The organism is Nonomuraea turcica, assembly GCF_030718205.1.
GTDB lineage: Bacteria > Actinomycetota > Actinomycetes > Streptosporangiales > Streptosporangiaceae > Nonomuraea.
On the sequence record NZ_JAUZQF010000025.1, the window covers coordinates 40,751 to 67,336 of the forward strand.

Genomic DNA, 26,586 nt, shown 5'->3' on the forward strand with positions numbered 1-26,586 from the left:
GGTCTTCGATCGAAGCGCCCGGTTGAATGTCACAGTCAGACCTGCTGTCACTGCTACCGGAAGCCACTACCGAGGACCGGCCCGCAGGCGTCGCGGGTCGCATGGTGCTGAGCGGACGCGGGGGCTGTGTGTCTCGGAATCTTCAGTTGTACGTCAGGCGGCGGGACCATTTCACGTCGCCACGCGCCCGAGCTCATATGAGCCTCTACCCATATGGAGAAGGGAGCGGCGCGGTGCCGCTCCCTTCCATGTTATCGGCGCAGGCCGAGCCGCTCGATGAGCGAACGGTAGCGCTGGATGTCGACCTTCTGCAGGTACTTCAGCAGGCGGCGCCGGCGACCGACGAGCAGAAGCAGGCCACGACGGCTGTGGTGGTCGTGCTTGTGCGTCTTCAGGTGCTCAGTGAGCTCGCTGATGCGCTTGCTCAGCAGAGCGATCTGCACCTCGGGCGACCCGGTGTCACCCTCAGTCGTGGCGTATTCGCCGATGATGGACTTCTTGGCAGCGGTGTCGAGGGACACGGCTCTCCTTCTATCTACGGGCACGCGCTAATGTCACGAATGCGCGAACGACCGTGCGTGCCTACAGTCGCCGCATGAAGGCCGTCATGGGCAGCGCGCAGCGCCGCCGTTACAGAGCCGACATGCAAGACTACCACCTAGGGCCGGGTGCTCGGGTGTTCAGCTTGTGAGGCGCCGAGTGGCGGCGACGTCGGCATGGATCTGCTCGATCAGCGCGTCGATCGACTCAAAGCGGGTGTTGCCGCGCAGGCGGGCGGCAAAGTCCACCGCCACGTGCACCCCGTAGAGCTCCAGGTCGTCCCGGTCCAGCGCGTACGCCTCCACCGTCCGCGGCACCCCCTCGAACGTCGGATTCGTGCCGACCGAAATCGCCGCCGGCCACCGCTCCCCCGCGTACAGGGCGGGCAGGTTGGCCACGGGCACGCACTCCAGCCAGCCCGCGTAAACCCCGTCGGCGGGAATCGCGGTGTGCTGCCGCGTCTCCACGTTCGCGGTCGGGAAGCCGAGCTGGCGCCCTCGCTGATAGCCGCGGACGACCACGCCTTCCACCCGGTGCGGCCGCCCGAGCGCCGCCGCCGCGCCCACGACGTCCCCGGCCACGATGAGCTCGCGAACGCCGGTGGACGAGACGCCGCCGAGCCTGGGCACGACCTCCACCTCGAAGTCGTACTTATCGCCCAGCGTCCGCAATGTCTCGACGTCGCCGCTCGCACCCTGGCCGAACACGAAATCCTCTCCCACCACCACGACCGCGGCCCGCTCCCGTTCGGCCAGCACCGATTGCGCGAAGTCGGCCGGACTGGTCCGCGACACCTCGAGCGTGAACTCCACCACGTCGATCTCGTCCACCCCCAGCCCGGCCAGCAGTTCGGCCCTGCGCCTGGGGCTCGTGAGCCGCTGCGGATGCGACCCGGGTCGCACGACCTCATCGGGATGCGGCTCGAACGTGACGGCGACCGCAGGCAGCCCCCGCTCCCCGGCGACGGCGACGGCCCGCTCGACAACCCGCTGGTGCCCGCGGTGGACCCCGTCGTACACACCGATGGTGACGACAGACCTTCCCGAACCCTGCACGCTAGGCCCCATTCGCTTGTGGCGGATCAATCCCCCACAAGCCTGCCACGCGCGTCACGGTTCCCCGCAACCGAGGGGGATAGGATCGAGCATCATGCCTCGATACGCGCTTCTGATTCTGCCTGCCTTCAACCGGGTCTACGGGGAGAGCTCCGTCCGGCTGACGAAGAGCGAGCTGGCGGTCTTCGGCGCGCGGGCCCTTCAGTGCGAGGTGCTGGACAGCGCGGAGACCGCCATCGGCGGCGTGCCGTACGTGACGTTCGAGACGGCTGAGCCGCTCACCCAGCCGGACATTTCGCTTTTGTCAAACCTTTCCTCGGTTTACGCAATTTTTGGCATCGAGGGCGAGCTGCTCAGACCGCTCCTGATGCAGTCGCTCGACCGGCTGAGCAGCGACCTGATCACGATCCAGAAGTACGCGGGCAAGACCAACGAGCACTTCACCAAACTGCTGCTCAACGTCACCGCGTTGGCCGGGGACAAGGGGCTGGGCGAGCGGCTGTCGGTGTTCGACCCGCTGTGCGGCCGGGGCACGACGCTCAACCAGGCCCTCATGTACGGCTACGACGCTTACGGCATCGACGTCGACGGCAAGGACTTCGAGGCCTACTCCGGCTTCATCAAGACCTGGCTCCGCAACAAGCGGCTCAAGCACACCGCCGAGACCGTGCCGGTGCGCCGCGAGCGGGCCCTGGTCGGGCGGCGGCTGAACGTCACGTTCGGGCTGTCGAAGGAGGCGGTCAAGGCGGGCGACGTGCAGCACCTGGCCATGGTCAACGCCGACACCCACAAGAGCCGCGAGTTCTTCAAGCCCCGCTCGTTCGACGTCCTGGTGACCGACGCCCCCTATGGGGTCCAGCACGGCAGCAAGGGCGGCTCCGGCCTGTCCCGCAGCCCTCTGGAGCTGTTGCGCCAGGCGGTGCCCGTGTGGGCCGAACTGCTGCGTCCTGGCGGCGCCATGGGCATCGCCTGGAACACCTACGGCGGCAAGAGCTCCGACCTGGCGGAGATCCTCACCGCGGCCGGTCTCCAGGTGATGGACTACCCCGACTTCGAGCATTGGGTGGACCAGGCGATCGTCCGCGACATCATCGTCGCCCGCAAACCCGCCTGAGCGCCGCAAACCCGCCTAAGCGCCGGCGGACTCGCCGACCGTCCGGCACCGCCGCCACACGGCACGGCACCATCGGCACGGCCACGTCAGCACGGACGCCCGCGCATGCGCGGCCGTCGAGCCGCCGCACGCACACGCCACCGACCGGCGGCGGTCGTCGCTCACGGCGCGACGCCGCGCGATCCGTCCGGCAAATCGGCTCAGCCGGCGAAGACGGCGAGGGGCTTGGCGGTTTTGCCCTGCTCCTCGACCAGCGCGAGCAACTCCCCCTCCGGCCCGAACACGCCGATCGGCCCTTTCCCGAGACCGGTCGCGGGCAGCCGCCCGCCGTGCGCGACGACGCGGGCCTCCTCGGCCGTCACGTCCCTGCGCGGGAACGCCGCCGCCACCGCCTCCGCGATCGGCAGGATCACGCATTCCTCGGCAAGCTGCTCGATGCTCCTGGCCAGCGACAGGTCATAGGGCCCCACGCGGGTACGCCGCAGCCGCGTCAGATGCCCCCCGACCCCGAGCGAAGCACCCAGGTCGCGGGCCAGCGAGCGGATGTAGGTGCCGCTGGAGCAGGTCACGACCGCGTCCACGTCCACCACGTCGTCGTGGACCCTGATGTCCAGCACGTCGAACCCCCGCACGGTGACGGGCCTGGCCGACAGCTCGACCGCCTCGCCTGCCCGGGCCATCTTGTAGGCCCGCTGCCCGTTCACCTTGATGGCGCTGACCTGGGGCGGGATCTGCATGATCTCCCCGGTCAGCGCGGCGACGCCCTTGTGGATCTCGGCCGCCGTCACGCCGGCCGCCGAGGCGATGGCGATCACCTCGCCCTCGGCGTCGTCGGTGTTCGTGCTGACGCCGAGCCTGATTGTGGTCTCGTAGACCTTCTCGGTCAGCATCAGGTGCCCGAGCAGCCTGGTCGCCTTCTCCACGCCGATCACGAGCACGCCCGTCGCCATCGGGTCGAGCGTGCCGGCGTGCCCCACGCGGCGGGTGCCGGCGATGCGCCGCATCTTGGCCACCACGTCGTGGGACGTCCAATCGGCCGGCTTGTCGACGATGATCAGACCGCTCTCGGCCATCAAGCCATCCCCTGCCCTCGTCCGAACGCCATTCCGCCTGGTCCGGCTGCCCTCACGCCATCCCCAGCTCGCGCTTGAAGGCGGCCATGGTCTCCTCCACGGTGGCGTGCGAGGTGTAGCCGGCCGCGTTGTGGTGCCCGCCGCCGCCCAGCGCCGCGCACGCGGCGGCCACGTCGGCGGTGCCCTTGGACCTGGTGGACACCTGCCAGGCGCCCTGGTCGTCCTCCTTGAGCACGACCGCCACCTCGGCCTCGTCGGTGCGCCGCACGATGTCGATGATGCCCTCGAGCTCGGCGTACGGCAGCCCGTACGCGGCCCGGTCCACCCGCGTCACGTACGTCCACACCAGCCCGCCCTCCAGCATCACCCGGTCCAGCGCGGCCGACAGCACCTTGAGATAGCCGAACGGCGAGCGGTCCCACAGCTCGCGAGCGATCTCGTCGGTACGCAGCCCCGTCGCCACGAGCCTGGCCGCCATCTGGTGCACGGCAGGCGTGGTCGAGGAGTGGCGGAAGGAGCCGGTGTCGGTCACGAGGCCCGCGTACAGGCACGTGGCGATGTCCCGGTCGAGTCGCCCGCCCAGCCGGTAGATGAGCTGTTCGGCCAGCATCGCGGTGGCGGCGGCCTTGGGGTCGATGAGCGCGAGCGTGCCGAATCCGGCGTTGGACGGGTGGTGGTCCACCACGATGACCTCGCGCGCCCTGGCGGTGTTGTCGCTGAGCGGCCCCAGCCGTTCGAACGTCGAGGAGTCGAACGAGATCACCAGCTCCGGCGCGGCGGGGAACTCCTCCGGCGGCACCAGCATCTCCTGCCCGGGCAGGAACCGCAGCAGCCGCGGCACCTCGAACGGCCGGTCGCCGAACGACGCCGCGACGCGCTTGCCCATCGACCGCAGCACGAAGGCCACGGCCAGCATCGAGCCGAGCGCGTCACCGTCGGGCGTCACGTGGCAGACCAGGGCGACCTCGTCGGCCTGGTCGATCAGGTGCAGCGCCCGGTTCCAGGCGCTCTCCGGTATCGTGCCGCCGCCGACGCCGTTGCGGGACTCAAGGCGTGCCGGCCGGTCGGCCCGGTCTCTGACGTCGGGCGTCACGCCGGCTCGTCCTCGGCCTCGCCCTCGTCGGGCTTCCGGTAAGGATCCGCGTCGCCCGCGTACGCCGCCTCCTTGGCCTGGCGCGCCACCTCGGCGTCCCGCGCCCGGGCGGCGTTGATGAGGTCGTCGAGGTGGCGGGCGCTGTCGGGCAGCGGGTCGTGCTTGAAGGTGAGCGTCGGGGCGAAGCGCACGCCGGTCTGGCGGCCGACTTCGGAGCGGAGGATCCCCTTGGCGCTCTCTAGGGCGGCCGCGCTGTCGGCGCGCTCGGCCTCGGAGCCGAACACCGTGTAGAAGACCGTCGCCTCCCGCAGGTCAGCGGTGACGCGCGTGTCGGTCACGGTGACGAAGCCCAGGCGCGGATCCTTGATCCGGCGCTCCAGCATCTCAGCGACGATCTGCTGGATGCGGTCGGCGAGCTTGCGCGCTCGTGCGGCATCCACCATGTTCGCTCCCCCTCACGCACGACCTGGCCGTGCTGTCGTTCAATCTTCGTCGGTGTAGAGCCGCTGCCTGGCCGACAGCAGCTCGATCTCAGGGCGGAAGGCCACCATCCGCTCGCAGGCGTCCATCACCTCTTTGCAGTTGCCCGCGGAGGCGGAGATCACCGCGACGCCGATCTCAGCCCTGCGATGCAGGTCGAGATGGCCGGTCTCGGCCACCGCGATGCTGGGATAACGTCGCTGCAGCTCGGCGATCAGAGGCCGGACGGCAGAGCGCTTCTGCTTCAGCGAACGCACGTCGCCGAGCAGGATGTCCAGGGTCAGAGCACCCACATACATCGTTGGCTACCACCGCTTGGCCTGGTGTGGTGAACGCACGGGCGGCCTGCTGCGGTGGGGACCAGGCCAGGACGTGCGAGAGGCGCCCGGCGGATGTCCCGCCGGGCGCCATGCCGCGTGTCAGTCTCGCGGCTTCTCCCGCATCTCGAAGGTTTCGATGGTGTCGCCTTCCTTGATGTCGTTGTAGCCGACACCGATGCCGCACTCGAAGCCCTCGCGGACCTCGGTGACATCGTCCTTCTCCCGCCGCAGCGAGGAGACGGTGAGGTTGTCGGACACGACGACGCCTTCGCGGATGAGGCGCGCCTTGCTGTTGCGCACGATCCTGCCCGAGCGGACCACCGAACCGGCGATGTTGCCGATCTTCGGCACCTTGAAGATCGCGCGGATCTCCGCAGTGCCCAGCTGGACCTCTTCGTACTCGGGCTTGAGCATGCCCTTGAGCGCCGCTTCGATTTCCTCGATCGCCTGGTAGATGACCGAGTAGTAGCGGATGTCGACGCCCTCGCGCTCGGCCAGGTCGCGCGCCCGAGGCTCGGGGCGGACGTTGAAGCCGATGATGACCGCGTTGTCGTCGGCGACGGCCAGGTTGACGTCGTACTCGGTGATCGCGCCGACCGCGCGGTGCAGGACACGGAGCCTGACCTCGTCGCCGACATCGATCTTGAGCAGGGCGTCTTCCAGGGCCTCCACCGAACCGGACACGTCACCCTTGATGATGAGCTTGAGCTCGTCGACGCGGCCCTTCTCGAGGTCGCTGAACAGCTCCTCGAGGGTGCGGCGGCGGCTCGACTTCGCCATGTCGGCGCTGCGCTTGCGCGCCGCGCGCTGCTGGGCGATCTGGCGGGCCATCCGGTCGTCGGTGACGACGATGAAGTTGTCACCGGCGCTCGGCACGGCCGTCAGACCCATCACCAGGACCGGACGCGACGGCGTGGCCTCTTCGACCGCGTCGCCGTTGTCGTCGAGCATCGCGCGGACGCGGCCGAAGGCCTCGCCACACACGATCGAGTCGCCGACCCGGAGCGTGCCGCGCTGGACCAGGACGGTCGCGACGGGGCCACGGCCCTTGTCGAGGTGCGCCTCGATCGCGATGCCCTGGGCGTCCATCGTCGGGTTGGCCCGCAGGTCAAGCTCGGCGTCGGCGGTGAGCAGGATGGACTCGAGGAGCGCCTCGATTCCGGTGCCGTTCTTCGCCGAGATGTCGGCGAACAGCGTGGAACCGCCGAATTCCTCGGCCACCAGACCGTATTCGGTGAGCTGGGCCCGCACCTTGTTGGGGTCCGCGCCCTCCTTGTCGATCTTGTTGACCGCGACCACGATCGGCACGTCGGCCGCCTGGGCGTGGTTGAGCGCCTCGATCGTCTGCGGCTTCACACCGTCGTCGGCCGCGACCACCAGCACCGCGATGTCGGTGGACTTGGCGCCTCGGGCACGCATGGCGGTGAACGCCTCGTGACCCGGGGTGTCGATGAAGGTGATCCTCCGGTCTTCGCCCTCGTGGTCGGCGGACACCTGGTAAGCGCCGATGTGCTGGGTGATGCCACCCGCCTCGCGCGCCACCACATTGGTCTTGCGGATGGCGTCGAGCAGCTTGGTCTTACCGTGGTCGACGTGACCCATGACGGTCACGACCGGCGGACGCGCGGCCAGGTCGGCCTCGTCGCCCTCGTCCTCGCCGAACTCGATGTCGAAGGCCTCGAGAAGCTCGCGGTCCTCCTCCTCCGGGCTGACGACCTGGATGTTGTAGTCCAGCTCGGCGCCGAGCAGCTGCAGCGTCTCCTCGTTGACCGACTGAGTCGCGGTCACCATCTCGCCGAGGTGCAGCATGATCTGCACGAGCGCGGCGGGGTTGGCGCCGATGCGGTCGGCGAAGTCGGACAGCGACGCACCGCGCGGCAGGCGGATCGTCGCGCCGTTGCCGCGAGCGACCTGCACGCCGCCGATCGCCGGCGCCGACATGTTGTCGAACTCCTGGCGCCTCTGGCGCTTGGACTTGCGGCCACGAGCGGGACGCCCGCCGGGACGCCCGAAGGCTCCCGCGGTGCCGCCGCCACGGCCACGACCGCCGGGGCCGGGACGGCCACCGAAGCCGCCACCGCCACCGGGACCGCCGGTGCCGGTGCGCGGACCGGCACCAGTGCCGGCGCCACCGGGACGACCGGCGAAGCCGCCGGGACGACCGCCACCGCCGCCGCCCCCACCGGGACGACCGCCGCCGCCGCCCCCACCGGGACGACCGCCGCCACCGCCGCCCCCACCGGGACGACCGCCGCCACCGCCGCCGCCACCCGGACCGCTGGGACGGCCCTGAGGCATCATCATCGGGTTAGGACGCGGACCACCGGGACGGGGACCCCCCGCACCGGGACCCGGACGCGGACCGCCGGCAGGCGGACCGGGACGCGGCCCAGGAGTGGGCCTGTCGCCGCCACGACCCTGCGGCGGACGCGGCATCGCGCCGTCACGACCGTCACGCGGCGGACCGTCGCGACGCTCGCGCTGGCCGGGGCCGCCGCCGTCGCGCTGACCACCGGGCCGCGGCGGCCGGGCCTGACCCATGCCGCTGGCCGTCGACGAGAACGGATTGTTGCCAGGACGCGGGCCACGCGGACCCGGCTTCGGCCCTGGACCAGGGCGCGGACCGCCGCCACCGGCGGGCGCGCCGGGACGCGGAGCGCCACCGTCGCGCTGACCACCGGGACGCGGAGCGCCGCCCTCGCGCTGACCACCGGGACGCGGCGCCTGCGCCGAGCCGCCGCCACCGGGACCACCCGGACGAGGGCTCGGGCCGGGCTTGGGACCCGGGCGAGCGCCCGGGACCGGACGCGGACCAGGAGTCGGCCGAGCGGGCGCACCGGAGCTCCCGCTCTCGAATCGCGCCTGCGGAGCCTGGGGCGTCTCACCACGCGCGGCTTCCGGCTGCTGCTGCGGCTGGTGCGGCATGGGCACCGGCGGGCGCGGCTCAGCGCCGCCCGCGGGACCCGGACGCGGGGCGGGACCAGGCCTGGGACCAGGACCCGGAGCCGGAGCCGGACGCGGAGGACTTGGAACCGGCGCCTGTGGGGCGCCGTTGCCGGCCTGGCTGTCCGCCGGCCGGGGAGCAGCCCTTGGCGGCTGCGGTTTGTTGGACGGCTGTCCGCCGCCCCTAGAGGGCCCACCCTTAGATGCGCCCAGAGCTTCGGTGAGCCTGCGGACCACCGGCGCTTCGATGGTCGAGGACGCCGAACGGACGAACTCTCCCATCTCTTGGAGCTTGGCCATGACGACCTTGCTCTCTACGCCGAACTCCTTAGCGAGCTCGTATACCCGGACCTTCGCCACTGCACTCCCTTACTCGGCCCGGGAGGCTGGCTGTGCCGTCCGGACCGTCGCTACCTTGACGTCTTCATCGCCGCGTGCTCATCAGGCGCTCATAGCAATCTGACTCCGCCCATCAACTCGGCGTCCTACATGACATTTCGTGGTTCTCCCTCCAGGTGTGCCCGCACACTCGAGACGTCGAGCGGTCCCGGCACGCGAAACGCGCGTGGAAACGCCCGGCGCCGCTCGGCGAGCTCCAGACAGCTCAAGGACGGATGCAGCGACGCACCCCGGCCAGGAAGCCGTCCTCGCAGGTCAGGGACCACATGGTCCTCGACCTTCACCAGGCGGAGCAGCTCGGACTTAGCCGTGCGAACCCTGCAGCCCACACAGGTGCGCTGTGGGCCCGCTTGGCCACCATATTCCAGCTTACCGTGTTGACGCATCTACGGAACCGGCGGCATCTTCCGCTTGGGTGTCGGGCCGGATGTCGATCCGCCATCCCGTGAGCCGTGCGGCAAGCCGGGCATTTTGCCCCTCTTTCCCGATGGCCAGCGACAGCTGGTAGTCGGGCACCGTCACTCTCGCGACACGCCCCTCCAAATCGAGAACCTCGACGTGAGAAACGCGTGCGGGCGACAGGGCATTCCCGACGAACTCCGCCGGATCCTCCGACCAGTCGATGATGTCGATCTTCTCGCCGTGAAGCTCCGTCATCACGTTGCGCACGCGCGAGCCCATCGGCCCGATGCACGCGCCCTTGGCGTTGACGCCGGGCTTGCGCGACCTGACGGCGATCTTCGTACGGTGCCCGGCCTCACGCGCCACCGCGGCGATCTCCACGGTGCCGTCGGCGATCTCCGGGACCTCCAGCGCGAACAGCTTCTTCACCAGCCCGGGATGCGTGCGCGACAAGGTGATCGAGGGGCCCTTGTGGCCCTTCTTCACCTGCACCACGTAGGCGCGGATGCGCTCGCCGTGCACGTATTCCTCGCCGGGGACCTGCTCGGCGTGCGGCAGCACGGCCTCGACCTTGCCCAGGTCGACCAGCACCACGCGGGGGTCCTTGCCCTGCTGGATGACGCCGGAGACCAGCTCGCCCTCCCGGCTGGCGAACTCACCGAAGTTGATCTCGTCTTCGGCGTCGCGCAGCTGCTGCAGGATGACCTGCTTGGCGGTGGTGGCGGCGATCCTGCTGAAGTTGTTGGGTGTGTCGTCGAACTCTCTGACGACGTCGCCCTCCTCGTCGAGCTCGGCCGCCCAGATGGTCACGTGACCGCTGCCCCTGTCGAGCTCGGCACGCGCCTTGGAGGCCGCGCCCTCGGTCCGGAAGTATGCGATCAGCAGCGCGTCCTCGATCGCCTTGACCACCAGGTCGAAGGAGATGTCCTTTTCACGTTCCAGGCTGCGCAGGACGCTCATGTCGATGTCCACGGCGGCTCCCCCTTAGCCTTCGTCGCCGTCGACGTCGTCGATCCGGCGGAACTCCACCTGCACCCGTCCCCGGGCCAGGTCTTCGTAATCAAGCCGGCGTGCGGCGCCCGCGATGTCGAGGTCGACGCCGCTCTCGTCCGTCGCCGTGATCCGGCCCTCCACCACGGTGCCGTCTCGCATCTCGGCCTTCACCAGGCGTTTGGCAGCACGCCGCCAGTGGCGCGGCTCGGTGAGAGGGCGGTCGACACCCGGCGAGGAGACCTCCAGCGTGTAAGCCGCCTGGCCCATCGCGTCGTCGTCGTCCAACGCCGCGGAGACGGCCTGGCTCACGTCGGCCACGTCGTCGAGGCTCACGCCGCCGTCGCGATCGACGATCACGCGCAGCAGCCGTCTCTTGCCTGCCTGGGTGACCGTGATGTCCTCCAGGTCGAGACCCTCCGCGCTGACCACGGGCTCCAGGAGCTTTATCAGGTGGTCGCGGGGTGATGCGCTGCCCATATCGACCTCCCCTATTGTCATGTCTCAGCCGGGCGGACCTCGCCTCTGGCTCTCCGCCGCCTGGCCGCACAGCCAGCGACGACAGTTGACACCCTATCTGTATGAGGGCACGAAAAGAGCGCCACTCGTCTCGGCCGAATGGCGAGCGTCACCGACAGCGATCGCGGGCAGGAGCCCGTACGATGCTATCCGGGTCCCGTAATACTGGAGGTTCCTGTCCGTGCGTCCGCGTCACCTCTCCCGGCGGGTCTTGCTGGCGGGCGGAGCGGCCGCTCTCACCGCCTGCAACGCCTCCGGCCCGCCGCAGCCACCCGCCCAGGCCCCGGACTCCCCCGAGACGCTCCTGCTGAAAGACCTAATCGCCGAGAAAGAGCGGACGATCGCCCTCTATTCCTCCCTGATCGCGGGAGGGGCGCAGAAGCTGGTTCCCTTCAGGGACCGCCACCAGGCCCATCTGGACGAGCTGCGCAAGCACGTCAAGGCCACCGCCTCGGCCCCTGCGAGGTTGTCCGCCTCGGGCTCCGCGACGCCGTCCGCCAGCGCCACGCCGAAGACGTCGCTGTCGCGGCTGCGCGACCTCGAGCGCAAGGCCGCGGCGCTGCGGGCCCGCCAGCTCGCGAGCGTCTCGCCCGGGATGGCCCAGCTCATCGCCAGCATCGGCGCCTGCGAGGCCGCCCACGCCGCCGCCCTGCCGAGGTCCCTGTGAGCGCCGCCGACGTCGAGAAGTTGCGCAAGGCGCTGGCCGCCGAGCACGCGGCGCTGTTCGCGTACGGGCTGCTGGGGGCGCGGACGTCCGGGTCGCTGCGGGACAGGATGAGCGCGGCGTTCGACGCCCACCGGGCGCGCCGCGACCAGCTGCGGGGGTTCATCACGACGCGCGGCGGCCGGCCCATCGAGCCCGACGCGTCCTATGCGCTGCCGTTCTTCCCCTCCAACGCCACGCTGGCGGCCAAGCTGGCCGCGCACCTGGAGAGCGGTGTCACGGCCGCCTATCTGGAGCTGGCGGCCGCGCAGGATGTGTCGCTGCGCCGCTACGCCGCGCTGGCCATGCAGGAGGCGGTCACCCGGGCCTACTCCTTCCGGCCCGCCCAGCCGTCCGCGTTCCCCGGCATGCCGATCGCAGCGGCCCCTTCGCCCACGCCGACCCCCTCCGGCTGAATGTCACCGCACCACACCTCGCCAACGCGGGGTGGGCGGCGCGGAAGGCACGACGGCCGGAGGACATGACGGCGCCGGGTCGGCGAGACGCCGTGCGGAGCGAGCCCGTGCCGCGGCAAGGGCTCGCTCAGGGCAGGGGTGTCAGGCGATGGCGGCGGTGACGCGGTCGGCGGCCTCGGCCAGTGGGATCTCCGACCTCTCGCCCGAAACCCGGTCGCGCAGCTCGACCAGGCCCTGCGACAGCCCGCGCCCGACCACCACGATGGTCGGCATGCCCAGGAGCTCGGCGTCCTTGAACTTGACGCCAGGCGACACCTGCGGCCGGTCGTCCACCAGGACGCGGACACCGCGCGAGGCCAGCTCGCCGGCCAGCTCGAGCGCCGCCTCCACCTGGTTTTCCTTGCCGGTGCCGACGATGTGCACGTCGGCGGGCGCGACCTCACGGGGCCACACCAGGCCAAGCGGGTCGTGGGCCTGCTCGGCGATGACCGCCACGGCACGCGAGACGCCGATGCCGTAGGAGCCCATCGTGATGCGGATGGGCTTGCCGTCGGGGCCGAGCGCGTCGAGGCCGGCGGCGTCGGCGTATTTGCGGCCGAGTTGGAAGATGTGGCCGATCTCGATGCCCCGGTCGATGGACAGCTCCGCGCCGCAGCGAGGGCAGGGGTCGCCGGCGCGCACCTCGGCGGCCTCGATCGTGCCGTCTGGGGTGAAGTCGCGGCCTGCGACCACGTTGGCGGCGTGCTTGCCCGGCTCGTTGGCGCCGGTCACCCACGAGCTGCCGGTGACCACGCGCGGGTCGACGAGATAACGGATGCCCAGCTCACGCAGGACCTGCGGCCCGATGTAGCCGCGGACGAGCCCGGGGTGCTTGGCGAAGTCGGCGGCCTCGAAGATGGCGGGCTCGCCGGGCGCCAGCACCGCCTCCAGGCGCTTGAAGTCCACCTCGCGGTCGCCGGGCACGCCGATGATCAGTGTCTCGATCTTGTCCGAGCCCGGCGTCGTGACCTTGACGACGACGTTCTTCAAGGTTTCGGCGGCGCTGATGGACAGGCCGTGGTGCTCGTTGACGTAGGAGACGAGGGTCTCGATGGTCGGGGTGTCCGGAGTGTCCATGACCCGCAGGGCCGGCGTGTCCTCGTAGGAGCGGGCGGCCGGGGCGGGCGTGGTGACGGCCTCGGCGTTGGCCGCGTATCCACAGGAATGGCAGGCCACGAACGTGTCCTCGCCGGTCGGCGTGGGCGCGAGGAACTCCTCCGAGGCCGACCCGCCCATGGCGCCCGACTGCGCGAACACGATCTTGTAGCGGATGCCGAGCCGGTCGAAGGTCCGGATGTAGGCCTCGCGGTGCTGCTCGTAGGAGCGCTTGAGCCCGTCGTCGTCGAGGTCGAAGGAGTAGGAGTCCTTCATGAGGAACTCGCGGCCCCGCAGGATGCCGGCCCGCGGCCGCGCCTCGTCGCGGTATTTCGTCTGGATCTGGTAAAGGGTGACCGGATAGTCCTTGTAGGAGGAGTATTCGCCCTTGACCATGTCGGTGAAGAGCTCCTCGTGCGTGGGCCCGAGGAGGTAGTCGGCGCCCTTGCGGTCCTGGAGCCTGAACAGCGTGTCGCCGTATTCGGTCCAGCGGCCGGTGGCCTCGTAGTATTCGCGGGGCAGCAGGGCGGGGAAGAGCACCTCCTGGGCGCCCATCCGGTTCATCTCCTCGCGGACGATCCTGGTGACGTTTTCCAGCACCAGCTTGCCGAGGGGCAGCCAGGAGTAGATGCCGGGCGCCACGCGGCGGACGTAGCCGGCGCGGACCAGGAGCTTGTGGCTCGGCACTTCCGCGTCTGCCGGGTCGTCCCGCAGGGTGCGAAGAAACAACGACGACATGCGCAGCAACACGGCTACTCCTTGTTCGAACCTCGATGGAGGCTTACAGGCTATCGAGTCGGGGCAGCCGCTCGCTCGGTGTTAAACCTCCGCCCCAGCGTCGTCAGATCGCCAAGGGTATCCAGCCGGCGACGAAGGCGGCCAAGCAGACCGTGAACACGGCGGCGAAGACCGCCGACAGGGCGAGCGCGCGGACCCGGGCGCGGGCGTTCCTGCGCAAGACGAACACCAGCGCGACCGACAGCAGCCCGATGACCAGCGCGGGCAGCGGCCAGAACGACTGCCCGCCGTCGATGAAGCCGGGCGTCGCCCGGTCCACCACGTCCGCGATCAGCACCGCGCCGACCGCGCCTGCCGCCAGGTCGCCCCAGACGTCGTCCCTGCGGGTGACGTACGCCAGCAGGCCCAGGCCGACCAGGAGGGCGAGCATCCAGTTGAGCCCGGCGGCGCTGCCGCCGATGACGTCGAAGGCCACAACGCCGCCGAGCGCCCCGGCTCCCAAGGCGGCGACCAGCGTGGACACGGCCGCCAGGAACGTGGTCAGCAACGCCCATCCGAACCCCGACGCGGTGACCCCGACGACCAAGGACAGGGCGAGGTACGCGTACGGCTCGTAGACGTGGCCGAGCCATTCGGGTCCGCGGCCGGAGATGAGCATGCCGATGAGGCCGATCAGCAACCCTCCCGAGAAGGCCGCGACCAGATGACGTTCGATGCAGCGCAGCCGACGGTCGTATTCGGCGAAGTCGGCGTACTCGATGGCGGTGTTGTTCATCTCCATTCCCTGGTCAAACCCTCCCCTGGCGACTTATAGGGATGACCGGGCTCAGATTATGCGACCGTACAGAAAAGGCAAATTTCGGTCATTACTTTACCAGGACAAGCAATCGCTTGGTTAGCATGTGTCCGTGTCGCTTCCCGATGAGCTCCGCGCCGTTGTCCGCGACTACCTCGCCGGCCGTCCCGGCGCGTCCTGGCCGGAGTTCGCGCGGGATGTGGGCGTAGCGGGGCTGATCGTGGCCGAGGAGCACGGGGGCGCGGGATGCGGGCCGGCCGAAATGGCCGCCGTGGCGGAGGAGCTGGGCCGGGTCCTGTCGCCGCATCCGTTCCTGCAGTCGGCGGTGATGGCCGTCGCGGCGGCCGCCGGGTGCGGGGCGTCCGACCTGCTGGAGGCGCTGGCCGAAGGGGCCGCGACCGCGACCGTGGTGCTGCCGGGTGACGGCGAGCTGCGGCTGGAGGGGGAGCTGCTCACGGGGACGGTGCCGTACGCGCTGGAGGGTGAGCTGGTGCTGCTCTACGTCGACGGGCTGCTGGTCGAGGCCGTGCCCACGCGGCGGGAGCCGTACCCGACGATGGACGAGAGCCGGCCGTTGGCGCGGCTGGTCTTCGACGGCGTGCCGGTACGGCGGCTCGGCGACGGCTCGGCGTGGACCCGCGTGCGGGACCTGGGCATCGCGGCGCTGGCCGCCGAACAGGTGGGCGGGGCGCAACGCTGCCTGGAGATGGCGGTCGAGCACGCCAAGCGGCGGCACCAGTTCGGGCGGCCGATCGGGTCGTTTCAGGCGATCAAGCACAAGCTCGCCGACGTGCTGCTGCTCGTGGAGTCGGCCAGGTCGGCGGCCTCGGCGGCGGCGCGGGACGGGGTGTTCGCGGCGATCGCGGGGTCGTACTGCACGGAGGCCTACCTGACGGCGGCGGGCGAGAACATCCAGGTCCACGGCGGGATCGGGATCACGTGGGAGCATCCGGCGCACCGCTACCTCAAGCGGGCCACGTCCGACGCGCAGCTCTTCTGCCCGCCCCAGGCCCACCGCGCCCGGCTGGCGGCGCACGTCTTCGGGCCACCCGCCTGATCCCGGCCACCGGCCTGAGCGGGTCAGCCGCCCAGGAGTTCCTCCCAAGGGTGGCGGGTGTTGGTGCGGCGGGTCGTGTCGAGGGCCTCGGCCAGGCGCCAGAAGCCCGGCCGGGAGCGTACGGTGGCCCGGCCCATCGGGTCGATCGCGCGCAACTCGAACAGCACGCCCATCACGTCGAGCACGGCCGAGCCGCCGCTGCCCGGACCCACCTCGGTGACGAGCGAGCCCTCGTAGTCGGGGTACCGCACCTGCTCGGCCAGGAGTAAGGCCACCTCCGACGCGTACGGCCCGTCGCGCCACTCGATGTGCCAGCTGTGATCGGACCCCCGCCACCAGGTCAGGTCGCGGCACGACTCGATAAAGTCCGCCTCGCTCGCCAGAGCGGCCATCACCCGGCCGAACGCCTCGTACCGGCGGGCACTCGTGAGCGAGAGGCCGTCGTCGCCGTGATCGAGGACCGCCGCGTCCTTCGGCCGCCTCAGCGCGTGCTTTCGCTTCACAGGCATCCACTCTGATCGCGCCCGCGCCCTTCCCGCAAGTGTTCGCTGCTGATACGCTCTACCAAGCGAGCGCTTGGTTTCCTACTGTGCCGGAGGCGCGATGACGTCCCTACGGATCAGCCTGGGGTACGAACTGGAGGTCCGCGGGCGCACCCGCGAAGTCGAGCAACAGGCGTTCCACAACGTGGTCGACCAGGTCGTTCTGGGCGACCGCCTGGGCTTCGACACCGCCTGGTTCGTCGAGCATCACTTCACCAGGGGCTTCTCCCACTCCTCCGCCCCCGACCTGGTCCTGGCCGCCATCTCCCAGCGGACCGAGCGCATTCACCTCGGGCTCGGGGTGGTGCTGCTGCCGTTCCAGTCCCCGATCCGCACGGCCGAGCGCGTCGCCACGCTGGATGTGCTGAGCGGCGGCCGGGTGGAGTTCGGGACCGGGCGCGGGGCCTCGCCGCTGGAGTACCAGGCGTTCCAGCGGCCGTTCGAGAAGTCCCGTCAGATCTGGGAGGACACGCTGGAGGCCACGCTGGCCATCTGGCGGGCCGACGGCGAGCCGATCAGCCGGTCGAACGAGTTCTTCGAGATCCCCGACGTGGCCGTCTACCCGCGGCCGGTCCAGGAGCCCCATCCGCCGGTGTGGGTGGCGTCCACCTCGCTGGAGGGGTATCTGGCGGCGGCCAAGCACGGATACAACCTGCTCGGCATGACGATGCTCAAGGGCATCGACGACGTCGCCGCCGACATCGCGAAATATCGGGAATGTCTTGCCGAGCATGGCTTCGACCCGTCGAGCCGCCGCGTCGCCCTCATGATCCCCTGGTTCGTCGCGCCCACGCGGGACGAGGCCAACGCCACGGCCGCCGACGCCGTCCTGTGGTACATCCGCCGCCAGGTCAACCTCGTCACCCCGCCCGACTACTACGACGCCCGCCACGCCACGCACCGCGTGCTCGGCCAGCTCGCGGCCGGGCTGCCGCCCGATGAGGCCATGGCCACGCTGCGGGAGCACCTGATGGTGGTGGTCGACGACGTGGAGGGCTCGCGCAAGGCCCTGGCCAGGATCGCCGAGGCCGGCGCCACGGATCTCATCATCCAGGCCCAGGTCGGCGGGCTGGCGCACGAGCGGGTGTGCGAGTCGATGACGCTGTTCATGACCGAGGTGGTGCGCTGATGGCCCGCTGGCTGACCCGCGACGATCTCGGGGCCGGCGCGCGTGCCGCCGAAGGGCTCCTGCTCGTCTCCCCCGACGCCTCGAGCGTCTTCCCGCTGAGCCAGGACGACCGCGCGGCCGCCGCCGGGCTGACCGCGGCGGCGCTGCGGGCGGCCGGGGTCGGTGAGCGGGACCGGGTCGCGGTGGCGCTCGCCGAACCCGCGGGCGCGCTGTGGAGCGCCGCCGCGGCCGACGTGGCGCAGGCCGCCGCCGACGTGGGGCCGCGCGGGCGGATGCGGCTGCACCACGCGCTGTCCGCGCTGCGCGCCACCACGCTGGTGGCCACCCCGACGGGCGCGATGGACTTGCTGGCCCGCCTGCACCTGGAGTTCCTCCTGGACCCGCTGGACCTCGGGCTCAGGAACATCGTGCTGACCGGCGAGATCGCCTCCAAACGGACGATCGGCCACCTGGCGGGCGAGTTCGGGGCGAGGGTCACCGAGGTGTACGCCAGCCCCTTCGGCGGCACGCCCCTGGCCTGGCGGGAGGCCGAGGAGGACCCGCTCACGCCGCTCGCGGACGGCATGCTCGACCTGGCCGCCCTGGCCAAGGACGAGGCCCCCGCCCCTGGGACCGCGCTGGCCGAGCTGGTCGTCACCCCGCACGGGCACTCCACGCTCGGCGACGCGGTGCTCCGCACCGGGCAGGTGGCCAGCCCCGGCGGCGCGGGCATCCCCGCGCCGGCCCACACCGTGGGCGAGCACGTGCTGGTCAGGGGCGTGTGGCTGGCGCTGCCCCGGATCGAGAAGGCCCTGTCGAAGATCGATGGCGTGGCCGGCTGGGACCTCGCGATCAGCCGGCAGGGGACGCTGGACGCGGCCGTCCTCACCGTGACGTTCAACCGGGAGAGCCTGGTCGGCAACCCCATGTGGCGCTCGCGGATCCAGCAGGCCGTTCAGGCGCTGACCCCCGTGTCGATCAGCGTGGAGATCGCCCAGGAGGTCTCCGACACACCCCGCCCCGGCACGGTGAACGACCTGCGCGGCCACCACCTCGGCCGGGATCGCGCTCTCATCACCTGAGGGGGACCGATGACGCCGGACTGGGGGACGCTCCCCCGCATGCTGCGCGATCAGGCGGCGCACCACCCCGACGCCACGGTGATCGCCGAGGGCGGCACCCGGGTGACGCTGCCGGAGCTGCGGGCGAAGGCCACCGAGATCGCCCGCGGCCTCATCGCCCTCGGCGTCGAGCCCGGCGACCGGGTGGCGATGTGGGGGCTGAACTCGGCGTACTGGGTGGCGCACGCGTTCGGGATCTGGGACTCGGGAGCGGTCATCGTGCCGCTGTCGTCACGGTTCAAGGGCATCGAGGCTGCCCAGCTCATCGAGAAGACCGGCGCGAAGGTGCTGATCATCGGCGAGGGGCCCACGGCGGTCCCGCTCGCCGAATTGCTCCCGCCGCTGCCCGGCCTGCGCCACACGATCGTCCCCCCGGCGTCGGAGTTACGCGCCCTCGCCGCGCGGGTCTCCGCGCGGGAGGCCGAGGACCGGGCGCTCGCCGTCGGTCCCGGAGACCTGTGCGAGATCATGTCCACGTCGGGCACCACGGGCACGCCCAAAGGCGTCATGCTGGACCATGCCCAGGTCCTGCGCGGCTACTGGGACTGGTCGGAGATCGTCACCCTGAACGAGGACGACCGGTATCCGGTCATCGCCCCGTTCAGCCACGGCTTCGGGCTCAACGCCGGGCTCATCGCCTGTGTCATGCGGCGGGCCACGATGGTGCCGATCCCGATCTTCACCCCGGACGCTCTCATGTCACTCATCTCGGCCGAGCGCGTCACCATCCTGGCCGGGCCGCCCACGTTGTTCCACCGGATCCTCGACGAGCTGGACCGCGGCCCGTGGGACGTGTCGTCGCTGCGCGTGGCCATCTGCGGGGCCGCCGCCGTGCCGGCGACGCTGATCACCCGGCTGGTCGAACGGGTCGGCCTGGAGCGGATGATCAACGCGTACGGGCTGATGGAAGGCACGGTCGTCTCCATGACCAGGGCCGGCGACCCCATCGACGTCGTCGCCAACACCACGGGCAGGCCCGTGCCCGGCATCGAGGTCAAGATCGTCGATGACGACGGCAAGGAGGTCGCGACCGGCGAGCGCGGCGAGATCCTCCAGCGCGGGTACGGCGTGATGCGGGGCTACTGGAACGAGCCCGCGCGGACGGCCGAGGCCGTGGACGCCGGCGGCTGGCTGCACACGGGGGACGTCGGCGTGCTGGACGAGCAGGGCAACCTCGCGATCGTCGACCGCAAGAAGGAGCTCTACATCGTCAACGGCTTCAACGTCTCGCCCGCCGAGGTGGAGTCGCTCCTGCTGCGTGAGGGGTCGCTCGCCCAGGCCGCGGTCGTCGGCGTGCCCGACCCGGCCTCCGGCGAGGCCGGTGTGGCGTACGTGGTCCCGCGGCCCGGCGCGAGCGTCGACCCCGGTGGCCTGATCGCGTGGGCGCGGGCCAACATGTCCAACTACAAGGTCCCCAAGCGGGTCGTCGTGGTCGACGCCCTGCCGGTCAACGTCAACGGCAAGATCGATAAGCTGGCTCTCCGTGATCGGGCGAAGCAGGCGCCGGGCGAGTAGGTTGGAAGTGCGCCCACTGCCCCAGGAGCTGCCATGTTGCGCCTGCTGGCCGGGGCGGCCGCACGTACGTTCGGGGCGCGCGCGGCCGTCGTCACCGGCGCCACGACGCTGACCTTCGCCGACCTCGACCGGTTCTCCGATCAGGTGGCCGCCGGCCTCGCCCATCGCGGCGCCCGCGTCGGCGACGTCGTGGCCCTGGCGCTCCCCGACGGGCCCGAGTTCGTGATCTGCTACGTCGCCGCCGCGAAGATCGGGGCGGTGACCGCGGGCATCGGGACCGATCGTGTGGAGCTGCTGACCATGCTGGATCCGGCCATCGTCATCACCGTTCCGCGGGTGCCGCCGCCGCTTGCCGGGCTCGACGTGGTGACGCTGCCCGCCGAGCGCGGCGAGCGCGGACGGGACCCCTACGACCCGGCTCGGCTCGGCGGGCTGTGCCGGGCGGAGCCGCCCCCGCCGCCGTTGCCGCCCGACCCCGGCCGTCCGGTGGTGATCACGTTCACCTCGGGGCGGACCGGGCCGCCCAAGGCCGTGTTGTTCGGCAACCGCCAGCTCGAGGCGATCCGCGCCCACGGGGCCGGTGATCGATGGGCCACCGGTGAGGACGCCCGGCTGGTGCCGCATCCGCTCGGGCGGCTCGGGTTCGCCACCCGGCTGCCGATATTCCTCCAGACCGGGCGGACCTGCCACGTCCTGCCCGCGTGGAGCGAGGACGCCGCGATGCGGGTGCTGCGCGAGCACCGGATCGGCGTGTTGCAGGGCAGCCCGGTCCAGCTCTCGCGCATCCTGGCCTGCGGCGGGGATCTGCCCGACCTGACCCTCATCCTGTCCAGCGGCGCGCCCGCCCCGCCCGAACTGATCAGGGAGCTGCGCGACAGGTACGGCGTGCCGGTCTGCAACCGGTACATCTGCACCGAGGCCGGGCTCGGGCTCGGCACGCGGCCCGACGACCCGCCCGAGGACGCGGAGGTGAGCGTCGGCAGGCCGCGCGGCGGGGTGGACGTGTCCATCCGGGACGAGGACGGCCGTCTGCTGCCTCATGACGCGCACGGTGAGGTGCTTCTCCGCTCGGACGCGGTCATGAGCGGCTACGTTGGCAACAGCACCGGGCAAACGGTTTTCGCCAAGGACGGGTTCGTGCGCACGGGCGACCGGGGATACATCGATCGCACCGGCCGGTTGCATCTGGTAGGACGCGTGTCTTAGGAGGCGGCGTGGCGTTGCGTGTGGCGGTCATCGGGTCGGGCCCCGCCGGGATCTACACGGCCGAGGCACTGGTCAAGCAGTCCGCGGAGGCCGTGCGGGTCGACGTGCTCGAACGGCTGCCGACCCCGTACGGGCTGGTCCGGTATGGCGTCGCGCCCGACCACACGTCGATCAAGTCGATCGCCAACTACCTGCGGAAGGTGCTGGAGCTGCCGGAGGTCCGCTTCCTCGGCGGCGTCACGCTCGGCCCGCACGTGTCCGTGGAGGACCTGCTCGGCCGCTACGACGCGGTGGTCTACTGCACGGGGGCGATGGTCGACAGGAAGCTCGGCATCCCCGGCGAGGACCTGCCGGGGAGCGTGGCGGCGACCGACTTCGTCAACTGGTACTGCGGGCACCCCGACGTCGACCCCGGCATGTTCACGCTCGACACCTCCGAGATCGCGGTGATCGGGGTCGGGAACGTGGCCGTGGACGTCGTCCGCGTCCTGGCCAAGACCGCCGACGAGCTGCGCTCCACCGACGTGCCGCACGACGTGCTCCAGCGCCTGTCGGAAAGCCAGGTGAAGGCCATTCACATGGTGGGCCGGCGGGGCCCCGAGCACGCCAAGTTCACCCTCAAGGAGCTGCGCGAGCTGGGCGATCTGGCCAACGCCGACGTCTGCGTACGCCCGGACGAGGCCGTGGTGCTCGGCGGCGACTTCCCGCGCCAGGTCCAGGGCAACATCAAGGTTCTGCAGTCGTGGGCCGCGCGCGAGCCCGTCGGCCGGGCGCGCCGCCTCGACGTGCGGTTCTGGCTGCGGCCCGTGGAGATCCTCGGCACCGAGCGGGTGGAGGGGCTCAAGCTCGAACGCACCCGGCTGTCGGAGGAGGGCCGCGTGGTGGGCACGGGCGAGTTCGAGACACTGCCGGTCGGGATGGTGTTGCGGTCGGTCGGCTACCAGAGCGTGCCGCTGCCCGGGGTGCCGTTCTCCGAGCAGACCATGACCGTCCCGAACGAGGCCGGGCGGGTACGCGACCGCGAATACGTGGCAGGCTGGCTCAAACGCGGGCCCACAGGAGTGATCGGCACCAACAAGTCCGACGCCGCCGAGACGGTCCGTACACTGCTTGCCGATCTGGAAGGGCGCGAACGTGTTGATGACGGCGAGTCGATCGACGTGCTGCTGGCGGAGCGGGGGATACGACCGGTGACCTACCAGGAGTGGCTGGCGATCGAGGCGGCCGAAGCCGAGCTGGCCAGGTCGCTCGGCCGCGGCGAGCGGGTAAAGCTCGTCGGGCTGGAGGCCATGCTCCGGGCGTGCCGTGTCTGACGAGCGTACGAGTGCGGGTGCGGTGCCACCCGGATTCACGGAGGTCTACCGGGCTCAGCAGGCCCGGTTCCCGATGCCGGAGCCGGGGTGGCAGCCGGTCCACACGGTCTACGTGCCCGCCGACCGGTTCTCCGCCCGCACGGTAGCCGACTGGCGCGATCAGGCGTTGTCCCTGGTCAAGGCGCATCTGGGCGGCCCTGACGAGCTGGCGGAAGTGTTCGGCGTGCCCGGGCGGCTCGCCGCCTCTGTACAGGAGCTGGTCCTGCGTAAGCTCGCGCACGAGCCGATCGAGGACCTGCGCGTCGACTTCGAGGACGGCTACGGCGTGCGGCCCGACCCGGTCGAGGACGGGCACGTGGAGCAGGCCGCCGAGGCGGTGGCCGCGCTGCACGCCGCCGGGGCGTTGCCGCGGCGGTGGGGGCCGCGGGTGAAGTCGTTCGCGGACGGGGATCCCGGGCGGTCGGTGCGCACGCTCCGCGGGTTCGTCACGGGGGTGGTCGCGCGGGCCGGGGAGTTGCCCGCCGGGTTCACGGTGACGTTCCCGAAGGTGCTGATGGAGGAATACCTGTCGCAGTTCGCGGGCGTGCTGGAGCAGTTGGAGGCCGAGGCCGGCGGGCCGCTCCGGTTCGAGATGCAGGTGGAGGCTCCGCAAACGCTGCCGTTCCTGCGTGCCGAACTGGCCGAGTCGCTGGGCGGGCGGCTGGCGGCGGCGCATTTCGGCGTGTTCGACTACACGGCCGCGCTCGGGCTGCCGCCGCACGAGCAGCGGCTGGACCATCCGGCGTGCGACCACGCCCGGCACGTCATGCAGACCGCGTTCGCCGGCACGGGCGTGGAGTTGTCCGACGGCTCGCTCGCCGCCTCGCCCGCCTCCGACCGCGCGGCCGACGTGCACGCGTTGTGGCGACGGCACGCGGAGCTCGTACGGCACTCGCTGCGGCACGGCTTCTACCAGGGCTGGGACATGCACCCGTCGCACCTGGTGAGCCGGTTCGCCACCCTCTACGCCTTCCACCTGGCCAACTACGACTCCTACCGGGAGCGGGTGAGCGCGTGGGAGGAGCAGCGGGACGCGGGCGGCGGTGTCATGGACGAGCCCGCCACGATCCGCACCCTCGCCGCCGCCCTCCGGCGCGCCGATGCCGCCCTGCCCGAGTAGGTCAGTCGCGTTCGACCATCGCCCGCCATTGGCGTACCAGGCGCCACTCGACCGGGTCCGACCAACTGGCCCGGACCGCGGATCCCACGTGGAAGGCCCGGACGCCGTAGTCGAGCAGCACGGGCACGTGTGCCGGCCGCAGGCCGCCACCGGCCAGGATGATCGAGCCGTCACCCGCCTCGGCCCGGGCCTTTAACACCGGCAGGCCGTCACCGACGCCGGTGGGTGATCCGGACGTGAGCACGGTGGCGAGGTTGGGCAGCAGGCGCACGGCGCGCCAGGACGCCTGGACGTCTGCCGCGTGATCGACGGCTCGGTGGAAGGTCCACGGCAGGGGGGACACGGCGTGGATCAGCGCTTCGGTGGCCGCGAGATCGACGGCTCCCGCGCTGTCGAGAAATCCGAACACGAACCCTGCCGCCCCGGCCTGCGCCAGCGCCTTGGCGTCGCGACCCAGCCGCGTCAAGACGTCGGGGTCGGCGGCGAAGTTGGCGTCGCAGCGGAGCATCACCATCTGGGGAAGCGGGCATTCCGCGGCGATCGCGGCCACCGTCTCCGGGGAGGGGGTCAGCCCGTCGGCCGCCATGTCGGCGACGACCTCCAGCCGGTCGGCTCCGCCCTGTTCGGCGGCCACGGCGTCGCGCACGTTGAGCGCGATCACCTCGAGCAGGGATCCGGTCATGCAGGAGAGGCTATATGGTGCTCTGCACCTTTCCGCCGCGAAAACCCCAAAGGCGCCACCCCCCTCCGCGGGGCGTCGATAGGGAGAGCGCCTGGCGCGGGCTGAGGCCCTTCGAGCGGAGCGTCCGGCGACCGCAGGCGCCTGGCTATGGCCACCGACGAGCTCGCCTCTGGGACCGGCTGAGGGCGCTTGAGGGTGGGTGCGACCGAGCGGCGGACGGGCAGGCCAAGAAGCGGCGGGCAGGCAAAAGGGGGCCCGGCCTCCCGATGGAGGCCGGGCCCAGTTGGAGGGTTAGGCGGTGATCAGTTCCGCGATGGTCAGGTCGCGGAAGGCCGTCGTGGAAAGGTCCTCCGAGGGGCGCTGGAAGAGGGCGCCGGAGGAGCGATGGGGCAGGTCAACCGTGCGGACGTGGCGGAAGCCGCGGGCACGGTAGTACGACTGCAGGCGGGGGTTCGCCTTGGCGCAGTCGAGCCGGAGCCACGGCAACCCCGAGGCGAACGCCGAGGCGCCGGCCCAGTCGAGGAGCGCGTCGCCGAGGCCGCTGCCGGACCACGGCCGGGCCACGGCCAGCTTGTGGATGTAGAGCGCGGCACCGGGGTCGTCGCCCGGAGCCCAGAACTCCGGGTCGGCGTGGTCGTCGAGGGCTATGGTGGCGACCGGCGGCGCCGACTCGTCGGGGTCGAGGTATCGAAGCTCGTCGTCGAGTACGAACAGCACCCGCTCCTCAATGAGCGGCTCGATCCGCTCGGGGCCGAACCCGTTGCGGGGCCACTGGCGCACCCCTTGCGCATACAGCCACTCGGCGGTGTCCGCCAGCAGCGTGAGCACGCCGGGAAGGTCCGCAGGTTCCGCCCGGCGGAGCGCGAGCGGATGAAGCAGGGTGTTTGTGTGCATAAGACAACTCCCGTTGCGTTGGGTTCCTACACGAGCGCACAGCGTAATGGCGCGATGTCGCGTAGGGGCGAAATGGGGCCTTAACCCGATATACATGGATAAATGGCGATTTGGGGGAGTATGCACGACTCCCCCAGGCCAGCGAGGCGGCTATTTCTCGCTGCACCCGGCCGGCGGGATCACCCCTTCATCCGAGCCCTCAACGGCTATCGAGCTCGTATCTGATCAAATGTTTGTCGGCGGGCAGCACCGACACAGCGACACGCACGGGCATGTCGGCCCCGTCGAAACCAACTCGGACATACACCATGACTGGCGTGCCGAGCTCGAGCTGGAGGCGCTCGGCCTCCTCTTGGTTGGGCATGCGGGCCCAGATGTCGTCGACGACGCGCACCTGCGCATGACCCAATTCCTCCAGCACCCGGTTCGCCCCTCGCGCGATGTCTCCGGGCCTGGCGATCTCGGAATCGGCAACCAGATCACGTGGGAAGTAGGAATCGTTGGTGTTGTACGGCTGGCCGTCCACGAACCGCAGACGGCGTCTCACCACCGCCAATTCCCCATCCGCCAACTCCAGCCTGCTGGCGATCTCCTCGACCGGAGACACGGTCAGCACCTCGATGTACTGGCTTGGCGCACGGCCTTCCTGTGCCACGGCGTAGGCGAAAGCCTCGCGCAGCTCCCCACGGGGTTGCTTCTCCAGCTCACGTTGGGGATAGATGAGCAGCGGCCGCCGGTCTCTGACCACGGTCCCGCGCCGCGGCGTGCGCGTGACGAGCCCTTCATTGACGAGCTCTCCGAGGGCCAGCCGTACGGTGTTTCTGCTCACCCCATGGTCTTCCATGAGCTGCGCCTCGGTCGGCAGCTGTGCCCCGGGGCCGAGGACACCCGAGTAGATGGCGCGACGCAATTCCGCAGCCACCTGCTGATACAGCACCGACCTTGCCACTTTCACCCCTTTTGTTCCAACAATTTAGACGATCTGGTTCTAGCAGGCCACAACCCCTTGACCGAACCGCCTCCAGCGGCCCATCATCCATTCGTTGGTACAAATCCATCTAAAGGCCGGTGAGGGGGTGAAGGCCAGTGTTGCCGGTCCGCACGGGTACGCCGTACCTGCCCTGGCATAACCCTGGTGAAGCAACACGTTTACTGCGTTACGCGTTGACGCGCCAGGGGTTCACCCACACCTACCAGAGCAATCGGCATGGCACGCCCATGCAATCGGTGTCGACAGAGCTGACCGTGCGGTGCAATGACGGATCCTTTGTCTG

At 70.7% G+C, this 26,586-nt stretch carries 26 protein-coding genes; 10 read left to right on the forward strand and 16 right to left on the reverse strand.

All coding sequences use genetic code 11. The features are described from left to right. Positions 1–251: 251 nt before the first annotated feature. Both rpsO and Q9G87_RS46280 read right to left on the reverse strand, forming a co-directional pair. Positions 252–521, reverse strand: coding sequence for a 30S ribosomal protein S15 (gene rpsO, locus Q9G87_RS46275; RefSeq protein WP_127930725.1), 270 nt, complete (start codon positions 519–521; stop codon positions 252–254). Positions 522–680: 159 nt separating this feature from the next. Then, positions 681–1,607 (reverse strand): bifunctional riboflavin kinase/FAD synthetase, encoded by a 927-nt coding sequence (locus Q9G87_RS46280; protein ID WP_305923027.1) that lies wholly within the window; start codon positions 1,605–1,607, stop codon positions 681–683. Positions 1,608–1,689: 82 nt separating this feature from the next. Here Q9G87_RS46280 and Q9G87_RS46285 point away from each other — a divergent pair, with 82 nt between their 5' ends. Beyond that, positions 1,690–2,709 (forward strand): TRM11 family SAM-dependent methyltransferase, encoded by a 1,020-nt coding sequence (locus tag Q9G87_RS46285; RefSeq protein ID WP_305923028.1) that lies wholly within the window; start codon positions 1,690–1,692, stop codon positions 2,707–2,709. Between the two features lie 200 nt (positions 2,710–2,909). Here the strand turns inward: Q9G87_RS46285 and truB are convergent, their stop codons facing one another. From truB to rimP, 8 genes are all read right to left on the reverse strand, one after another. Next, positions 2,910–3,782 (reverse strand): tRNA pseudouridine(55) synthase TruB, encoded by an 873-nt coding sequence (gene truB, locus Q9G87_RS46290; RefSeq protein WP_305923029.1) that lies wholly within the window; start codon positions 3,780–3,782, stop codon positions 2,910–2,912. 52 nt (positions 3,783–3,834) lie between these two features. Beyond that, the gene (locus tag Q9G87_RS46295) at positions 3,835–4,875 is read right to left on the reverse strand and encodes a DHH family phosphoesterase (RefSeq protein ID WP_305923030.1); all 1,041 of its coding nucleotides are present in this window, start codon (positions 4,873–4,875) and stop codon (positions 3,835–3,837) included. Beyond that, positions 4,872–5,318, reverse strand: coding sequence for a 30S ribosome-binding factor RbfA (gene rbfA / locus Q9G87_RS46300; RefSeq protein WP_305923031.1), 447 nt, complete (start codon positions 5,316–5,318; stop codon positions 4,872–4,874). Before rbfA ends, Q9G87_RS46295 begins: the two co-directional genes overlap by 4 nt. Before the next feature lie 39 nt (positions 5,319–5,357). Beyond that, the gene (locus Q9G87_RS46305) at positions 5,358–5,654 is read right to left on the reverse strand and encodes a DUF503 domain-containing protein (protein ID WP_127930718.1); all 297 of its coding nucleotides are present in this window, start codon (positions 5,652–5,654) and stop codon (positions 5,358–5,360) included. Between the two features lie 120 nt (positions 5,655–5,774). Beyond that, positions 5,775–8,978: a translation initiation factor IF-2 gene (gene infB, locus Q9G87_RS46310; RefSeq protein WP_305923032.1), complete on the reverse strand. Its 3,204-nt coding sequence runs from the start codon at positions 8,976–8,978 to the stop codon at positions 5,775–5,777. A gap of 125 nt (positions 8,979–9,103) precedes the next feature. Beyond that, positions 9,104–9,403: a YlxR family protein gene (locus tag Q9G87_RS46315; RefSeq protein WP_305923033.1), complete on the reverse strand. Its 300-nt coding sequence runs from the start codon at positions 9,401–9,403 to the stop codon at positions 9,104–9,106. Further along, on the reverse strand, positions 9,387–10,391 hold the full coding sequence (nusA, locus tag Q9G87_RS46320; RefSeq protein ID WP_305923034.1) for a transcription termination factor NusA: 1,005 nt from the start codon (positions 10,389–10,391) through the stop codon (positions 9,387–9,389). The genes Q9G87_RS46315 and nusA overlap by 17 nt, the downstream gene beginning before the upstream one ends. A 12-nt stretch (positions 10,392–10,403) precedes the next feature. Further along, positions 10,404–10,889: a ribosome maturation factor RimP gene (rimP, locus tag Q9G87_RS46325; RefSeq protein ID WP_305923035.1), complete on the reverse strand. Its 486-nt coding sequence runs from the start codon at positions 10,887–10,889 to the stop codon at positions 10,404–10,406. A gap of 220 nt (positions 10,890–11,109) precedes the next feature. On the opposite strand from rimP, the gene Q9G87_RS46330 reads away from it, so the two are divergent. Together Q9G87_RS46330 and Q9G87_RS46335 are read left to right on the forward strand one after the other, a co-directional pair. Then, positions 11,110–11,595, forward strand: coding sequence for a hypothetical protein (locus Q9G87_RS46330; protein WP_305923036.1), 486 nt, complete (start codon positions 11,110–11,112; stop codon positions 11,593–11,595). Next, positions 11,592–12,047 carry a ferritin-like domain-containing protein gene (locus Q9G87_RS46335; protein ID WP_305923037.1) on the forward strand — a complete coding sequence of 152 codons (456 nt, stop codon included), beginning with the start codon at positions 11,592–11,594 and terminating at the stop codon, positions 12,045–12,047. Before Q9G87_RS46330 ends, Q9G87_RS46335 begins: the two co-directional genes overlap by 4 nt. 141 nt (positions 12,048–12,188) lie before the next feature. Here the strand turns inward: Q9G87_RS46335 and Q9G87_RS46340 are convergent, their stop codons facing one another. Together Q9G87_RS46340 and Q9G87_RS46345 are read right to left on the reverse strand one after the other, a co-directional pair. Next, on the reverse strand, positions 12,189–13,931 hold the full coding sequence (locus Q9G87_RS46340) for a proline--tRNA ligase (RefSeq protein ID WP_305923038.1): 1,743 nt from the start codon (positions 13,929–13,931) through the stop codon (positions 12,189–12,191). Between the two features lie 91 nt (positions 13,932–14,022). Further along, positions 14,023–14,694, reverse strand: coding sequence for a hypothetical protein (locus Q9G87_RS46345; RefSeq protein ID WP_305923039.1), 672 nt, complete (start codon positions 14,692–14,694; stop codon positions 14,023–14,025). Positions 14,695–14,827: 133 nt separating this feature from the next. Between Q9G87_RS46345 and Q9G87_RS46350 the strand changes: the two genes are divergently transcribed. Beyond that, positions 14,828–15,772: an acyl-CoA dehydrogenase family protein gene (locus Q9G87_RS46350; protein WP_305923040.1), complete on the forward strand. Its 945-nt coding sequence runs from the start codon at positions 14,828–14,830 to the stop codon at positions 15,770–15,772. Positions 15,773–15,795: 23 nt separating this feature from the next. Here Q9G87_RS46350 and Q9G87_RS46355 read toward each other — a convergent pair whose 3' ends face one another. Further along, a complete protein-coding gene (locus Q9G87_RS46355; protein WP_305923041.1) occupies positions 15,796–16,281 on the reverse strand; it encodes a hypothetical protein in 486 nt (161 codons plus the stop codon). 94 nt (positions 16,282–16,375) lie between these two features. Between Q9G87_RS46355 and Q9G87_RS46360 the strand changes: the two genes are divergently transcribed. Genes Q9G87_RS46360 through Q9G87_RS46385 form a run of 6 tightly spaced genes read left to right on the forward strand, consistent with a single transcriptional unit; the run spans position 16,376 to position 23,736 of the window. Then, the gene (locus tag Q9G87_RS46360; RefSeq protein ID WP_305923042.1) at positions 16,376–17,443 is read left to right on the forward strand and encodes an LLM class flavin-dependent oxidoreductase; all 1,068 of its coding nucleotides are present in this window, start codon (positions 16,376–16,378) and stop codon (positions 17,441–17,443) included. Next, complete coding sequence (locus Q9G87_RS46365) at positions 17,443–18,504, forward strand: hypothetical protein (RefSeq protein ID WP_305923043.1); 1,062 nt, start codon at positions 17,443–17,445, stop codon at positions 18,502–18,504. The genes Q9G87_RS46360 and Q9G87_RS46365 overlap by 1 nt, the downstream gene beginning before the upstream one ends. Positions 18,505–18,513: 9 nt before the next feature. Beyond that, the gene (locus tag Q9G87_RS46370; protein ID WP_305923044.1) at positions 18,514–20,058 is read left to right on the forward strand and encodes an AMP-binding protein; all 1,545 of its coding nucleotides are present in this window, start codon (positions 18,514–18,516) and stop codon (positions 20,056–20,058) included. A gap of 33 nt (positions 20,059–20,091) precedes the next feature. Continuing rightward, complete coding sequence (locus Q9G87_RS46375; RefSeq protein ID WP_305923045.1) at positions 20,092–21,264, forward strand: class I adenylate-forming enzyme family protein; 1,173 nt, start codon at positions 20,092–20,094, stop codon at positions 21,262–21,264. Between the two features lie 8 nt (positions 21,265–21,272). Beyond that, positions 21,273–22,577, forward strand: a complete 1,305-nt coding sequence (locus Q9G87_RS46380) for an FAD-dependent oxidoreductase (RefSeq protein WP_305923046.1) — start codon at positions 21,273–21,275, stop codon at positions 22,575–22,577. After that, entirely contained in the window at positions 22,570–23,736 is a 1,167-nt protein-coding gene (locus Q9G87_RS46385; RefSeq protein ID WP_305923047.1) for a DUF6986 family protein, read from the forward strand. Before Q9G87_RS46380 ends, Q9G87_RS46385 begins: the two co-directional genes overlap by 8 nt. Position 23,737: 1 nt before the next feature. Here the strand turns inward: Q9G87_RS46385 and Q9G87_RS46390 are convergent, their stop codons facing one another. The 3 genes from Q9G87_RS46390 to Q9G87_RS46400 form a co-directional block, all read right to left on the reverse strand. Then, entirely contained in the window at positions 23,738–24,418 is a 681-nt protein-coding gene (locus Q9G87_RS46390) for a copper homeostasis protein CutC (protein ID WP_305923048.1), read from the reverse strand. Positions 24,419–24,709: 291 nt separating this feature from the next. Further along, positions 24,710–25,312 carry a GNAT family N-acetyltransferase gene (locus Q9G87_RS46395; protein WP_305923049.1) on the reverse strand — a complete coding sequence of 201 codons (603 nt, stop codon included), beginning with the start codon at positions 25,310–25,312 and terminating at the stop codon, positions 24,710–24,712. A 199-nt stretch (positions 25,313–25,511) separates the two neighbouring features. Continuing rightward, the gene (locus Q9G87_RS46400) at positions 25,512–26,249 is read right to left on the reverse strand and encodes a GntR family transcriptional regulator (protein WP_305923050.1); all 738 of its coding nucleotides are present in this window, start codon (positions 26,247–26,249) and stop codon (positions 25,512–25,514) included. Positions 26,250–26,586: the final 337 nt, after the last annotated feature.